This is a genomic window from Koromonas soli, assembly GCF_059726265.1.
On the sequence record NZ_AP040872.1, the window covers coordinates 3,771,547 to 3,784,537 of the forward strand.

Below are 12,991 nucleotides of genomic sequence, written 5' to 3' on the forward strand. Positions count from 1 at the left end.
ATTCAGAACTGCAAAATAGATTGCTAACGTACTGTACTTTGTTCCGTCCAACCTTGTAGCAACGTACTCTGGCCGAATGCGGTCAGGTTCGGAGTCGCCGGGTATCGGGCAAAGACAGAGATCCCCAGAGGAAAGCATGGTGGGGCAAGGCCCGGGCCGGGTAAATGACGCCGAACTGATTCGCGCGGCGCAGCATGGAGACCATGCGGCGTTCGAAGAACTCGTGCGCCAGTACGATCAGCCAGTACTGCGGTTGGCCCTGCATCTGACGGGCTCGGAGCAGGAGGCGAGAGACATCTACCAGGAAGCGTTCCTGAAGGTGTATCGCAACCTGAACAGTTTCCGGTTCGAATGTTCTTTCTATACGTGGATTTACCGGATCGTTTCGAACCTGTGCATGGATTATCTCCGGCGCAAGCAGGTGAGGAAGGAAGACCCCTCGGTGCGGGTCAGCTCGGATGGCGAAGAGTTCGACCTCCTGGAGCAGGTTCCCGATGAGCGGGCAGCGGCGAGTCCGGAGCAGGACTTGATGCGGCGCGAGCTGGGTACGCGGATCGCAAAGGCACTCACGAAGCTGAGTCCACGGGAGCGAATGGTGTTTGAGATGAAGCACTATCAGGGATTGAAGCTACGCACGATTGGCGAGGCCCTGAATACAACGGAAGAGACGGCGAAGAACACGCTCTTCCGCGCTACACAGAAGTTACGGTCAGCCCTGGCTGACATGAAGTAAGAAGTAAAGAAGGCAAACATGAATTGCGACTGGGTTCGGGAAAACATCGCGCTGTACCTTTACGACGAGCTGGCTGATGACGCCCGTCACGAGCTGGAATCGCACGCCGATCGCTGCGCCGAGTGTGCGGCTGAGTTGCAGGCAATGCGGGCTTTCCATGGCGTGATGAGCGAAGTGCCGGAGCTCGAGGTGACCCCCAACCTGTTGGCTTCGGCGCGAATCGAGCTTTCGCGCGCGCTGGAGACCGAACCCAAACGTCGCGGCTGGCGCTGGACACTGGACCCGATGGCGCTGTGGCGGCAGGTCAAGTTCTCTCCCGCGCTGGCCGCGGTGATCTTCATGGTTGGCTTTGGCGGCGGTATTGGCACGATGTATCACATGAACGCGGCGCTGCGCAGCGGCGCGGCGCAGCAGCAGGAAGCCTCGATTGCCGGGATTCGCAACATTGTGAAAGAGCCGGGAACGGATCGAGTGCGCATCGATTATGAGCGCGCGCTGCCGGAGACGGTGCAGGGCTCGGTGAACGATCCGCAGATTCAGGCCCTGCTGGTGATGGCTTCGCGCAGCACGGCGGACTCGGGGTTGCGCATCAACTCGGTCGATCTACTGCGGCAAACGCCGGATGATCCCGCTGTGCGCGAAAGCCTTGTTTATTCGCTGCGTTCAGACAGCAATCCCGGTGTGCGGCTGAAGGCCGAAGAAGCACTGGCACCGATGGTGAAGCAGGATATCCGCGTACGCAATGCAATGCTGGAGTCGCTGCTGAATGACAATAATCCGGGCGTGCGGGCGGGCGCGTTGAAGGCGCTGGGCGCGGTGCGGGACGATACGAGCGTGCGGCAAGCGCTGACACAGTTGTCTAAAGAAGATCCGAATGAATTCGTGCGGCAGGAGTCGGCACGTTTGCTCGCGCAGTCCGCAGAAAATCAATAACAGATAGACATTTATCAATGAACGAAGCGAAGAACAATCTGGCCAACGGTGGAGCAAGTTTCCAATGTTCAGAACGCGAGGCCAGACGGTGAAAATCAGCAGAGGTCGTTTGCAGGCAGGGTGCCTGTTGCTGATGCTCGCACTCGTTCTCCCGGCGCTCGCCGATGAGCACATGGAGCGCGAAGGGCGCGGCTGGGTAGAAGAGCACTCGGGCCCGCTTACCAGCGACAGAGCTTTGTCCGTGACGCGATTCTTGGGCTCCGTGCGTGTTGTCACCGGCGCAAAGACGGGCAGCTACTCTGTGCGCGTGCATTCGCAGGAGCCGCAGGAAGCGGCCGCACGCAAGCAGTTTGCAAACTATCGCCTGATGATGCTGCGCAAAGGCGGCCAGAGCGTGATCGAAACAGTGGGGCCGCTTGATCTGGGGCTTCGCGCGGATTTGACGGTGCAAGTGCCCGGCAACATGGACAAGATCCATGTCGATACGCTCGCAGGCAAGATCACGATTCAGGGTAAAGTGAACCACCTTGAGCTGCGCACGCATGGCGGCGACATCGAGCTGGATGAGGCCGATGAGCTGAAGGCCGTCACTATGGGCGGCTCGGTGATTGTGAACCGCAGGCTTGGTGATTCGTTTCTGCAAACGGGCGGTGGCGATATCCGCGTCGATGCATCGACGGGCGATCTGGAAATTTCATCACTGGGTGGAAACATCTGGCTGAAGGCGATCAATCAGGCGCGCATACAGTCGGGCGGCGGCAACATTGAAGTGGTGCGCTGTCTTGGCTCGCTGCTGGTGCGCACCGCCGGAGGCAACATCAACCTGGGCGAGATGGGCGGCTCGGTGACGGCCGAAACCGGTGGCGGCTCGATCCGCGTGGGCGTGGCACACAGCGGAGTAGTGGCCAACACGGCGTTGGGAAATATTGAGCTCTGGAAGCTGTCGCAGGGCGCGCAGGCGCACACCGGAATGGGGCGCATCACGGCCGAGTTTATCGGCAACCGCAACCAGATGCGCGAGTCGGAACTGGTGACCTCGATGGGCGATGTGATCGTGTTCTTTCACGGTGGCACGCCGGGCAATGTGCAGGCGGTTACGGGCGGCAGTCCTTCGAAGCGCATTGTGAGCGATTTCTCAAGTCTGAAGATTTCTAATGGCCTCGCGCAATACGGGCCGCGCAGCATCGCCGCAGAAGGAGCCATCCACGGAGGCGGACCGCTAGTGCAGGTGCGCACGATGATGGGCCAGATCGAACTTCGCAAAGCCCACTAGTCTGGCTGGGCATTCTCTCCTCTACACATTGCTATCTCTCTGCTGGCGCGACGCATCCAAAGCTGCGTGAAGCCGGATTCCATTTCTAATTTCGCCAAGGTGTGTGAAGCGGTCGGTGCCACGTCGCGCAAGAGCGAGAAGGTGTCGATTGTTGCCGCGTATCTGAGCGGGCTGCCGACGGCAGAGGCGGGACTGGCGGCGCGATATCTTGGCGGGCGTCCATTTGCTGCGTGGGAGGAGCGAACGCTGCAGGTGGGCGGAAACCTGCTGTGGCGCGCACTGGTCGAAGTCTCGGGAAACGACGCGGCGCTTTCGGAGGCTTTTCGCAAGCATCGCGATCTGGGCAGCGCGGCGGAAGAGGTTTTCCATGCGCGTGCTGAGAGCGGCGGAGAGTTGATCCTGCAGCAACTGGCGGGGAGCTTCGATGCTTTGGCCGAGGCGCGGGGACCAGCTCCGAAGCTGGCGCTGCTGAACGCGCTGCTGTCGCAGTGCTCGCCTTTGGAGGCGAAATACGTCGTCAAAATCATGCTGGCCGAGATGCGCATCGGGCTCAAGGAGAGCCTGGTGGAAGAAGGCATCGCGAAGGCCTACGGCGCGGAGTTGGCGGCAGTGAAGCGCACGGCAATGCTGACGGGCGATGCAGCGGAAACCTTGCTGCTCGCGGCCGAGCATCGATTGCAGGATGCGCGCATGCGGCTGTTTCATCCGATTGGCTTCATGTTGGCCGCTCCGGCGGCGGATGCGGAGGAGGCATTCGCGGAGTTCTCGGACGCGATTATCGAAGACAAATACGACGGCATACGCGCGCAGGCGCACGTGGAGACCTTGAGCGGCAAGGTCCGCATCTACTCGCGCACGCTGGATGAGATCAGCGGATCGTTCCCGGAACTGACAGCGCCGCTTGCGACCTTTCAGGAGGACGTGGTGCTCGACGGCGAGATTCTGGCGTGGAGCAACGGGCGGGCGAGGCCGTTTCGCGAGTTGCAAAAGCGGCTGGGGCGCAAGCGCGTAACGGCGGCAATGCAGCGCGACATTCCGGTTTCGTATGTTGTGTTCGATGTTCTGGCGCTGGCCGGAGAGTTGACGATTCATCGTCCGCTGCGGGAGCGGAAGGAGCTGCTGCAATCGCTCTTTGCAGGTCGCAAGGCTTCGCCGGAGTCGCAGGCTTTTCCGACGCTGTTGCCGTTTGAGGAAGACGACAAGACGCACGCGGCGGAAGATCGCATCCTGCTTGCGCCGAATGTAGAAGCGCATTCTTCGGCGCACATGGAGGAGCTGTTCACGGCGGCACAGGCGCGAGGCAACGAAGGGCTGATGATTAAGGAAGCCGCGTCGGAGTACACTCCGGGGCGGCGCGGGAAGAACTGGCTCAAGCTGAAGCGCGAGCTTGCAACGCTCGACGTGGTGGTGACGGCGGCTGAGTATGGCAATGGGCATCGCGCGCAGGTGTTGAGCGACTACACGTTTGCAGTGCGCGATGGCGTGCAGTTGCTCAACGTGGGCAAGGCATACACAGGGCTGACGGACGCAGAAATCCTGCGCATGACGGAGTGGTTTGAGCAGCACACGATTCGCGAGCGCGGCCATGTGCGCGATGTGGAGCCCGCGGTGGTGATCGAAGTGGCGTTCAACGCGGTGATGCGTTCGGACCGCCATAACAGCGGCTTCGCGCTGAGATTCCCGCGGATTGTGAGGTTAAGGGAAGACAAGCCGGCGAGCGAGATTGATACGCTGGAGCGCGTGCGGGAGATCTACGAGCGGCAGGACGCGGAGACGAAGTTGGCGTCGTGAGTAGTGTGGGCGTAATCGAAATCACTCAAAGGATTGGGTGTGATGCAAACAGCCCACTCAACGAAAAGAGCGTTGAGTGGGGCACCCGAATGTGAAATGAATCGGTGGCCCATTCAAGCCTTCTGTTGGCTTGAGTGGGGTAGTTCGACTGCAGGGGAAAGATGTCCAGACGCACGCTCGCGGGTTTTCGCGGCCCACTCGGATTCGATCTGAACGCGGCCGGCAAAACCGGTCGCGTAGTGTCGAAAGCTGCTCCACACCCAATCTTCAGGGCGCTCACAGAGTTCACGCTTTACGGGATTGCGATGGATGTAGCGCAGCTTCTCTGAAAACTGCTCACGATCTCGAATGTTGAAATCGTAATATCGTTTTTGCCAAAGATGCCCCACTGCCAGTTGTCGGGAAACACCCTGTTTCAAGCTCTTCAAGACCACGGACAGCGTTTCTCTCGCAGGTTCGCCGAGCAGTAGATGAACGTGATCCGGCATGACAACATAGCCATATATGTGTAGGTGATACATTCGCCGAACGCGCTCGAGAGCGTCTTCGAAGATGTGCGCTGCCTCGGGGGTGATGAATACCTCACGACGGTGATAGCAGGAGAATGTAACGAAGTGCGTTTGTTGTGATTCGTGGAAACGCTTGAGCCCCCATGGCATGAAGAAAAGAGTAATGGCAGGAGTGAGGCTAAGCAAGAGAATCGTATCTTGCCGAATCCAAGTTCATATGAGGGCGGTGAAAGTCCAACTCAAAAGCCCCACTCAACGAAAAGAGCGTTGAGTGGGCCACCTGTCAAAAAACATTATGTAGGGGTTAAAAATCTAGCCGCCGACTTGGATTTTAAATTGCTGCTGGCGGGTTTTTTCGTCGCGGGTGGCGGTGAGGTTTACGTCCCAGGGGCCAGCCATTTCGAGGCTCACTTGTCCTTCGTAGTCGCCGCCGCCTCGGTTGCTCAGAGTGATGTGCTGGGCGCCGTGGTCCATGCCGGGCATGGTGACGTCGGCTTTGAGGGTGACCCCATCGGCGGGCTGGTTGGCGGCGTCGAGGACGTGAACCTTGAGCATGATCGGCGAGTTGTACTTGGGTGGCGTGGGGTCGGTGGTGAGCGTGAAGTGGAAGGGGGCAAGTTTGTCGCGAGTGTTATCGATGATGGCCGTGGGGCTGGGCGGCATGGTCGATTCGGATTTGCATCCGGCGAAGGTTAGGGTGAGAGCAGCAACGGCGACAACGGTATAAGTCGAACAACGCATCTGCTTGCTTCCTTTAATTAGTATTTCCCGCCTGCGATTGTTGTCTTTCATGCATGTGGTCGTGCTTGTGCTCGTGGTGGACGGGCAGGATGCATCCATGCTGGAGCTCGCAGTTGGCACTTTCAAACTGAATGGTGGTGTGGTGAATGTGGTGGCGGTCGGCGAGCATGTGGCGTAGCTCTTCGAGTATGGCGTTACTGGCCGAGGGTGGAATGTCGGCGATGGTGATGTGCGAAGAGAGCGCGTGGGTGTCGCTGCCGATGCTCCAGACATGGAGATCGTGCACGTCAAGCACGCCTTTGACGGCACGTAGTTCGGACTCGATGACCTCCAGTTCCATGTTGCTTGGCGCGCCCTCGAGCAGAATATTGAGGCTCTCGCGCACGATGCTGATGGAAGACCACAGGACCATGGCAGAGATGGCGATGGAGAGCGCGGGGTCGATCCAGCTCTGTCCCGTGACGAGAATGGCCCAGCCTCCGGCGATGACGGCGGCGGTCGAGAGCGTGTCGCCGATCTCATGCACCAGCACGGAACGCAGATTGAGATCGCGTGCGCCACGGAGAAGCATGAGCGTGATCGCGCCGTTGAGCAGGACACCGGCCCCGGCCACCCACATCATCAGGCCTGCGTGAACATGCTCGGGATGATAGAGCCGCTGGATGGCCGAGTAGAAGATGAAGACGGCGATCACGATCAGGCTGATGGCGTTGACGAAGGCCGCCAGCACACCAGCGCGGCGCCATCCGTAGGTCTTGGTGCTGGAGGCGGGGCGCTCGCCAAAGTAGGCAGCAAGCCAGGAGAGCAGCAGGGCAAAAAAGTCCGATGTGTTGTGTCCTGCCTCGGAGAGCAGCGCCAGGCTGTGTGCTCGGAATCCGGCGAACAGCAGCAGCAGAATGTACGCCAGGGTGAGGCCAAGCGCCAGGCGTAGAGTGCGGCTGTTGAGCGGCGGATGAGCATGGGCGTGCGAGTGCCCGGCGTGCGAATGCATGCATTGGAGTTTACGGCGGGCCAGCTTACTCATCAAGACTGCCGAACCGAAGTTGCCCTGAGTCAGCGTATGGGGGACGGCAAATTTCGCAGGATGAGCAAAGCGTGCAGGGCAAAACTTCAGGGCAGCGATGGGGGCGTGTCCGGCATCTCAGATATAGGACGACGCGATTCGCGGAATGGCGAACGCGATAGGGAGCAAGGATTTGGGCAAGCGATCTCTGGTGCTGGTTCTGGCCGTAGCGGCGTTTTCCGCCAGAGCAATCTCGCAGGAGATTGTGATTGAGCCGACGAACGGCAAAGCCCAGCCCAAAACTAAGGTGACGCGTCCGGCAGCGGTCGAAACCACGCCAGCTCCGGCGCAACCAAAGGCAGCACTGAAGACCGCCGAACAGCAGAGCTCACCGGCCAAACCAGCGGCAAAGAAAGCTGCCGGCATCAAGCGCGTTTCGGCCAAACCGAAAGCGGCTCCCGTGGAGACAAAGCCGGCGGCATTGGCAGCTCCTGAGCCCGCTCCGGTGGAAACGGCAGCGGCACCAGCGGCTCCGGCGAAGAAGATTCCGACGCGTCCCGAGTGGGCGCTGAATGACACGCGCGATGCCCAGGCGCTGCAGACGGAAATTGCCAATGCGCTGGCTCGCGATCCGAAGCTTGCGGGCTCGGCGATCAAGGTGAATGTAGATGGGGATTCAGTGACCGTACAGGGGCAGGCGATGGGAACCGAAGAGCGGTTGCAGGCTGTGAGGTTGGCGCAAAGTTATGCGTGGAATCGCAAGGTTATCGACAAGGTCGATGTGGTGAAGAGTGTCTCCGCACAGAAGAAGTGAACATACCTCCTGAATTTTCCCCGGCTGCGGCCGGGGATTTTTCATGCGCGCTAGACGGCGAGTTCGCCGAAGAGGCTGGCTTGTTCGGGGGCTGCGGGACGAAAGCGAGCCCCTTCGAGTCGCAACAGAAATTCCTTTGCGGGCAGGCCGCCGCCAAATCCGGCAAGGGTGCCATTGGAGGCGATGACACGGTGGCAGGGAACGATGATGGCCACAGGATTGTGGTGATTCGCCTGTCCGACGGCGCGCGAGGCCAAGGGCGAGCCGACTTCCTGCGCAAGCTGCGCGTAGGACCAGGTTTCGCCATAGGGGATGCGCAGAAGAGCTTCCCAACAGCGCACGTGGAAGGCGGGGCCGCGCAGATCGAGCGGCAAGTCGAACCTGCGGCGCTTTCCGGCGAAGTATTCGTCGAGCTGGCGGGTGACATCGCGAAAACGCTCGGGCTCCTCGATCCAGCGAACGTCCTTGGTGCCGTGGGGTGCGATCCAGTGTCCCTTGAAGGCGAGTATGGCGAGACCCCGCTCGCTCATGGCGAGATCGAGGTGGCCGACCGGAGAGTCGTACCCGGCGGTGAAGAAGAATTCGGATGGCTCAGGAAATAGCATCGACTGGCCAAAGATAGCATGAAAGGCAAGAGGGTCGTAATGCGGGTGGGCACAGAAAAAGGCGCGAGCCGTGTGGCCCGCGCCTCTTGCTTGCAGCCTCTCGTGTTACTGAGGCTGAGACATCGATGGCGTGGTCTGCGCAGCCGACTGCTGAGCCAAGTCGCTTACGCCGTTCTTGAGCAGCGTGACTTCCACGCGGCTGCCGCGAGCGTGCTTGGTGGTGTCGTCGGAAGCGCTAGCCAGCTTGGCATTGCCAAGTCCGAGTTCATAGATGCGATAGACCGGAATCTGGTGGTTGATGACCAGGTAGCGGACCACGGCATCGGCCAGGTGCTGCGACTGCTGGATGGAGGCGGCGCCGCGTCCCGGGGTAAAGCCCTGAACTTCAACGACGTATCCCTTCTGATCCTTCATGGTCTCGGCGAGCTGATCGAGAGCTTCCTTGGCGCTCTTGCTCAACACGGTGGCGCCGGGACGGAAGCGGATCTCAACCTGATTCGCGCTCTGGTACTGGTCGAGGTTGGCAACGACCTGCGAGACGGACTGCAGATGAGTGCTGGCCTGCTGCGCGGTCTGGTTTGCGGTGTTGGCGCGGTTGGCAGCATCGGTTGCGTGCTGGTCGGCAAGCGAGGCGTGCTGGTCGGCACGCTGGATTCCGGCGGTGGCGCGGGCATCGACGTCCTTCAGCATGCGGGCGTTGGAGGCGGTGAGTTCATCGAGCTCGTTGGCGCGATCGCGGATCGGGGCAAGCTGCTTCTGCACGTACTTCTTGCGGGCAAAGGGGTTCATGCGGCCCCAGAAACCTTCGCGCGGCGCGGGCTGAAGCGGCTCAAGCTGCTTGTCGGGATTGGCCAAGGGCGAGTTGGCATCAGTCGTCGTCTGCGTCTGGGCTGCGGGCTGCTGCTGATCGGGGACGGGGTTGCTTTGCTGCGCAACGACCGGCAGGGCAAGTGTGGCAACCAGGGGCAAGGCAAACAGGAAACGGTTTTTCATTAGCATTCCTCCGGCGGGCTGATCCGCTTTTCAGGCTACCCTGTGCGGTACCGCGACACTCTTGCTAATACAGTTCAGATGCCAAACTGAAAGTACAGGTAAGTCGATTGTTTTCAGTCAGAATGGAAGCAGAGTAGATCGAAGGAGAGGTAGGAATCGGGGATGGGTGAGTAAGAATTACAGAGCGGGAGGGGGATGAAGTCACTTGCCTCAGCTCTGGATGCGAGTACGCGCTGGCGCTGGAGCGGATCACGGGATAGACGATGTTATGTCCTCTTCCAGACTTGAGCATTACAATCCATGAGAATTTTGGAGAGCTTAGGTATGGGGCGTCATGTGAGCGAGTGGTATCAGCGGATGATCGTTCCCATCGTCGTTATAGCTGCGATAATGCTGCGCCATTTAGGACTCAGCATTCTAAAAACACTGGCTTTGCTCGTCCCGATATTCTGCGCATTGATGCTAGTGGTGATTTGGGTTGATCCCGGCCCAGGAGCGAAGGAAGTTGTGCTGCGGCTGAGGAGCCTCGTCCGTTGACAGCCGTTAGCTGTTGAAACAGGGACAGCATTACAACCCCAGGACGGCATAGCGAGTCGCATGGGGATGTTGAACAGGTAATCTGCCCACAACTCTTGGCGTCGAGTCTATTTAGGGTTAGAGGAGATGATGCGGACGTCCTGACGTGGTGGCTTACCGGAAGTTTTCTCTCGCGTCAAACTTGCGTTGGTTTCTGGAACTGACTGATCTCGCGCAAGCTTCCGCACTCAAGCGGCTGCCCGATTCGGGATACTGAGCTACTTGACGATTTATCGGGAAGTATCATGAGCGGGGCCGGGAACGTAAGGCGCATAGCTCCGTGCCCCAAACGGAGGTATCGGTAGCATCGGCAAGTCCACTACTTGGTAAGTGTGTCCATCGACGTAAATCTTACTAGTCAGTGAAAACAGACCTCGGATCTCCTCGCATTTCCCTCCCATAACAGCCCTAGACATCTGTTCGACTTCCATGAGCAGTTCTTCCACACGCGCCCTGCGGTTTCTGCCCTCTTGGGGCAGTTCCCAGGTTCCGATTCGTCCAAAACTGAAGTCCACAAGATCAAAACCATCCTCGACGTGTACCCCGAACGAGGCAGATTGCTGATAAACAGGGAGCATCTCAATGACTGTGCCATCGCCCTTCGGAGCGCGAGACACATTGAGTTTGGCGGTACCTTCGGGAAGCTCTGCCAGAAGCCTTCCAAGCAGTGATCGGAATTCTTCGATCATCGACACCATAACCCAGAGCGTAACTCAATTTTGCTGCACAAAACGGGGCAAGTAGCTCAGTATCTCGGAAATTGGTTAGAGGATTTACTGTGTCCATCTGGAAACAAGCCAAACGATTGCGAACCCGATGACGCAGCCGATTAGAAACCTGATGGCCTTAACGTTCTCCCGTTTAGGTTCGGCGGGGTCAGTTGAACGATATACCAGACGCTTACCGCGCCACTGGCTCGGCTTGTAGTAGGTTCCCATTCTGCAAGTTTGAACTAGCCGAGCGGAGAGCGCAATCCTGACAATTCCAAACTGACTCACTACCGGACGATAACAGGGCTTTTCACTCACTATCCGGAATCGGGAATTCCTTGGCGAAGGATTGATCGCCGTAAACAGATCAACACAAACTGCCGCTTGTACTTTTCATCCGTTCACAATGAACAACACTCCTGCTGCGAGAAGTGTCAGTTCGATGATGAGGACGAAGGTATGCTCTGGTATGCGATCCACAATTCGCTTTCCTGCCAACGACCCTCCAATCATGACCGGTCCGAGCGCTAAGCCAGCCAATACGGCGTGCATCGGAAGGATGGCGGAGTGCTTGTAGGCGGCGAGTTTGGCGAGGTGCATCACTACCGTTGCCAATGCTTCCGTTCCAATGTATGCGCCCTTTACAAGACCATAGGCGAGAAAGAAGGGAGCCATCAAAGGCCCAACGCTTCCTAGAAGTGCAGATAAGAAGCTGGATACCGCACCGATCGCGGCGAACGCCTTTAACGGCGGCTTCCATTCGGTGGCTGAGCGAAGATGCCGCCATACGACGGTGAGGATCAGGAATACACCCAGGATTCTCGTCAGCGCTGCAAGGGGAGCGCGCGCAAACAGCATTCCGCCGACGATGGCGGTGGGCACTCCGCCCAAAGCAAACCAGGCCACGACTTTCCAATCAAGCTGCCGACGGTTGAACCACACTCTGCTGGCATTGCCAATGAGCTGTGCGACGGTGAGGATCGGGATCGCTTCCCGGACACCGAACACCAGCACAAGCATTGGAAGCAGCACCGCGGCTCCGCCGAAACCTGTGACTGCTGCCAGCATCGCAGCGACGAAAGCCACGGCAACGAGCGCCAGTAACCGAACCGCTTCGGGCATTTCCGCCTACCTCGATGGGTCGCCTTATAACGTCATCGCCTTTGCGCGGACCTTCTTGTACTGGTCGAGGATGTAGTTGTCGGTCATGCCGGCGATGTAGTCGCAGATGACGCGGGCGCGAGATTCGGACTCGATCTGTCGCTGATAGCTGGGGGGCAGGTCGAGTGGGTGCTCCATCCAGTAGCGGAACAGGTCCTGCACGACGCGCTCTCCGTCGGCTTTTTGCGGGCGCAGGCTCTCGCTGTGGTACAGGTGGCGGTAGAGGAACTGTTTGCATTGCGCGCGCTCGTCGTCGGTCGCGGGGCTGAAGGCGGCGAGGCGCTCGGGGTGGCGGCGGACGTCTTCGACGGTGCGGATCGCGGCGGCATCGATGCGAGCGCGGGTGTTGTCGATGAGGTCGGTGACAAGGTGGTTCATCATGCGCTTGAGCGCCTCGTTGAACTTGAGCTTGTCGCGCACGGCGGTGTATTCGCGTTCGACCTGCCCGTAGAAGCGGTCGAAGATGGCGACTTCGCGGCGGATTTCGTCCAGCTTGAGCAGGCGGGCTTCGTAGCCGTCATCGAGATCGGCGGTGTTGTAGGCGATCTCGTCGGTGTGGTCGATGAGTTGGGCTTCGAGCGGAGGCCGCTGGTCGAGCAGGTATTCGGCGAGCTCGGGATACTCGGCGGGCGCGTAGTCGTGCGAGTGCTTGATGATGCCTTCGCGGACCTCGAAGGTGAGATTGAGGCCGGGGTGCGATGCGTAGCGCTGTTCGAACTGCTCGACGATGCGGAGGGCGTGCAGGTTGTGGTCGAAGCGCTCGCCGTACTCGCGCATGGCAAGATCGAGTGCCCGCTCGCCGGAGTGTCCGAAGGGCGGGTGGCCGAGGTCGTGCACGAGCGCGAGGGCTTCGACGAGTCCTTCGTTGAGCGCGAGGGCGGAGGCGATGGTGCGCGAGATCTGCGCGACCTCGATGGTGTGCGTCAGGCGGGTGCGAAAGTGGTCGGAGCGCCGGTTGGTGAAGACCTGCGTCTTGTTTTCAAGGCGGCGAAAGGCGCGGGCGTGGATGATACGGTCGCGGTCGCGCTGGAAGTCGTCGCGATAGGGATGCGGCGGTTCCGGATAGCGGCGTCCGAGCGAGGACTCGACCCGCACTGCGTAGGAGGCGAGCATGCAGGCAAGTGTAGCACTGCGGGGAAGAGCATCGGA

At 59.5% G+C, this 12,991-nt stretch carries 13 protein-coding genes; 5 read left to right on the forward strand and 8 right to left on the reverse strand.

Going from position 1 to position 12,991, the window contains the following annotated elements; all coding sequences use genetic code 11:
• Positions 1 to 136 precede the first annotated feature (136 nt).
• The 4 genes from AC6IY8_RS16440 to AC6IY8_RS16455 all read left to right on the forward strand — a co-directional run bounded on the left by AC6IY8_RS16440 (position 137) and on the right by AC6IY8_RS16455 (position 4,730).
• Entirely contained in the window at positions 137 to 733 is a 597-nt protein-coding gene (locus tag AC6IY8_RS16440) for an RNA polymerase sigma factor (RefSeq protein ID WP_497775683.1), read from the forward strand.
• A gap of 18 nt (positions 734 to 751) precedes the next feature.
• A complete protein-coding gene (locus AC6IY8_RS16445) occupies positions 752 to 1,666 on the forward strand; it encodes a HEAT repeat domain-containing protein (RefSeq protein WP_497775685.1) in 915 nt (304 codons plus the stop codon).
• A 64-nt stretch (positions 1,667 to 1,730) separates the two neighbouring features.
• On the forward strand, positions 1,731 to 2,939 hold the full coding sequence (locus AC6IY8_RS16450) for a DUF4097 family beta strand repeat-containing protein (RefSeq protein ID WP_497775687.1): 1,209 nt from the start codon (positions 1,731 to 1,733) through the stop codon (positions 2,937 to 2,939).
• Positions 2,940 to 3,005: 66 nt separating this feature from the next.
• Positions 3,006 to 4,730 carry an ATP-dependent DNA ligase gene (locus AC6IY8_RS16455; protein WP_497775688.1) on the forward strand — a complete coding sequence of 575 codons (1,725 nt, stop codon included), beginning with the start codon at positions 3,006 to 3,008 and terminating at the stop codon, positions 4,728 to 4,730.
• Between the two features lie 113 nt (positions 4,731 to 4,843).
• Here AC6IY8_RS16455 and AC6IY8_RS16460 read toward each other — a convergent pair whose 3' ends face one another.
• The 3 genes from AC6IY8_RS16460 to AC6IY8_RS16470 all read right to left on the reverse strand — a co-directional run bounded on the left by AC6IY8_RS16460 (position 4,844) and on the right by AC6IY8_RS16470 (position 7,004).
• Entirely contained in the window at positions 4,844 to 5,389 is a 546-nt protein-coding gene (locus AC6IY8_RS16460) for an REP-associated tyrosine transposase (RefSeq protein WP_497778642.1), read from the reverse strand.
• Between the two features lie 162 nt (positions 5,390 to 5,551).
• Positions 5,552 to 5,980 (reverse strand): FixH family protein, encoded by a 429-nt coding sequence (locus AC6IY8_RS16465; RefSeq protein WP_497775690.1) that lies wholly within the window; start codon positions 5,978 to 5,980, stop codon positions 5,552 to 5,554.
• A 13-nt stretch (positions 5,981 to 5,993) separates the two neighbouring features.
• The gene (locus AC6IY8_RS16470; RefSeq protein WP_497775692.1) at positions 5,994 to 7,004 is read right to left on the reverse strand and encodes a cation diffusion facilitator family transporter; all 1,011 of its coding nucleotides are present in this window, start codon (positions 7,002 to 7,004) and stop codon (positions 5,994 to 5,996) included.
• Positions 7,005 to 7,176: 172 nt separating this feature from the next.
• Between AC6IY8_RS16470 and AC6IY8_RS16475 the strand changes: the two genes are divergently transcribed.
• On the forward strand, positions 7,177 to 7,797 hold the full coding sequence (locus AC6IY8_RS16475; protein WP_497775693.1) for a BON domain-containing protein: 621 nt from the start codon (positions 7,177 to 7,179) through the stop codon (positions 7,795 to 7,797).
• A gap of 50 nt (positions 7,798 to 7,847) precedes the next feature.
• On the opposite strand, the gene AC6IY8_RS16480 is transcribed toward AC6IY8_RS16475, so the two are convergent.
• The 5 genes from AC6IY8_RS16480 to AC6IY8_RS16500 all read right to left on the reverse strand — a co-directional run bounded on the left by AC6IY8_RS16480 (position 7,848) and on the right by AC6IY8_RS16500 (position 12,955).
• The gene (locus tag AC6IY8_RS16480) at positions 7,848 to 8,402 is read right to left on the reverse strand and encodes a methylated-DNA--[protein]-cysteine S-methyltransferase (RefSeq protein WP_497775695.1); all 555 of its coding nucleotides are present in this window, start codon (positions 8,400 to 8,402) and stop codon (positions 7,848 to 7,850) included.
• Positions 8,403 to 8,507: 105 nt separating this feature from the next.
• Positions 8,508 to 9,395, reverse strand: a complete 888-nt coding sequence (locus AC6IY8_RS16485; protein ID WP_497775697.1) for an OmpA family protein — start codon at positions 9,393 to 9,395, stop codon at positions 8,508 to 8,510.
• An 806-nt stretch (positions 9,396 to 10,201) separates the two neighbouring features.
• On the reverse strand, positions 10,202 to 10,660 hold the full coding sequence (locus AC6IY8_RS16490) for a hypothetical protein (RefSeq protein ID WP_497775698.1): 459 nt from the start codon (positions 10,658 to 10,660) through the stop codon (positions 10,202 to 10,204).
• Between the two features lie 414 nt (positions 10,661 to 11,074).
• On the reverse strand, positions 11,075 to 11,803 hold the full coding sequence (locus AC6IY8_RS16495; RefSeq protein ID WP_497775699.1) for a sulfite exporter TauE/SafE family protein: 729 nt from the start codon (positions 11,801 to 11,803) through the stop codon (positions 11,075 to 11,077).
• 24 nt (positions 11,804 to 11,827) lie between these two features.
• Entirely contained in the window at positions 11,828 to 12,955 is a 1,128-nt protein-coding gene (locus AC6IY8_RS16500) for a deoxyguanosinetriphosphate triphosphohydrolase (protein ID WP_497775701.1), read from the reverse strand.
• Between the last annotated feature and the right edge of the window lie 36 nt (positions 12,956 to 12,991).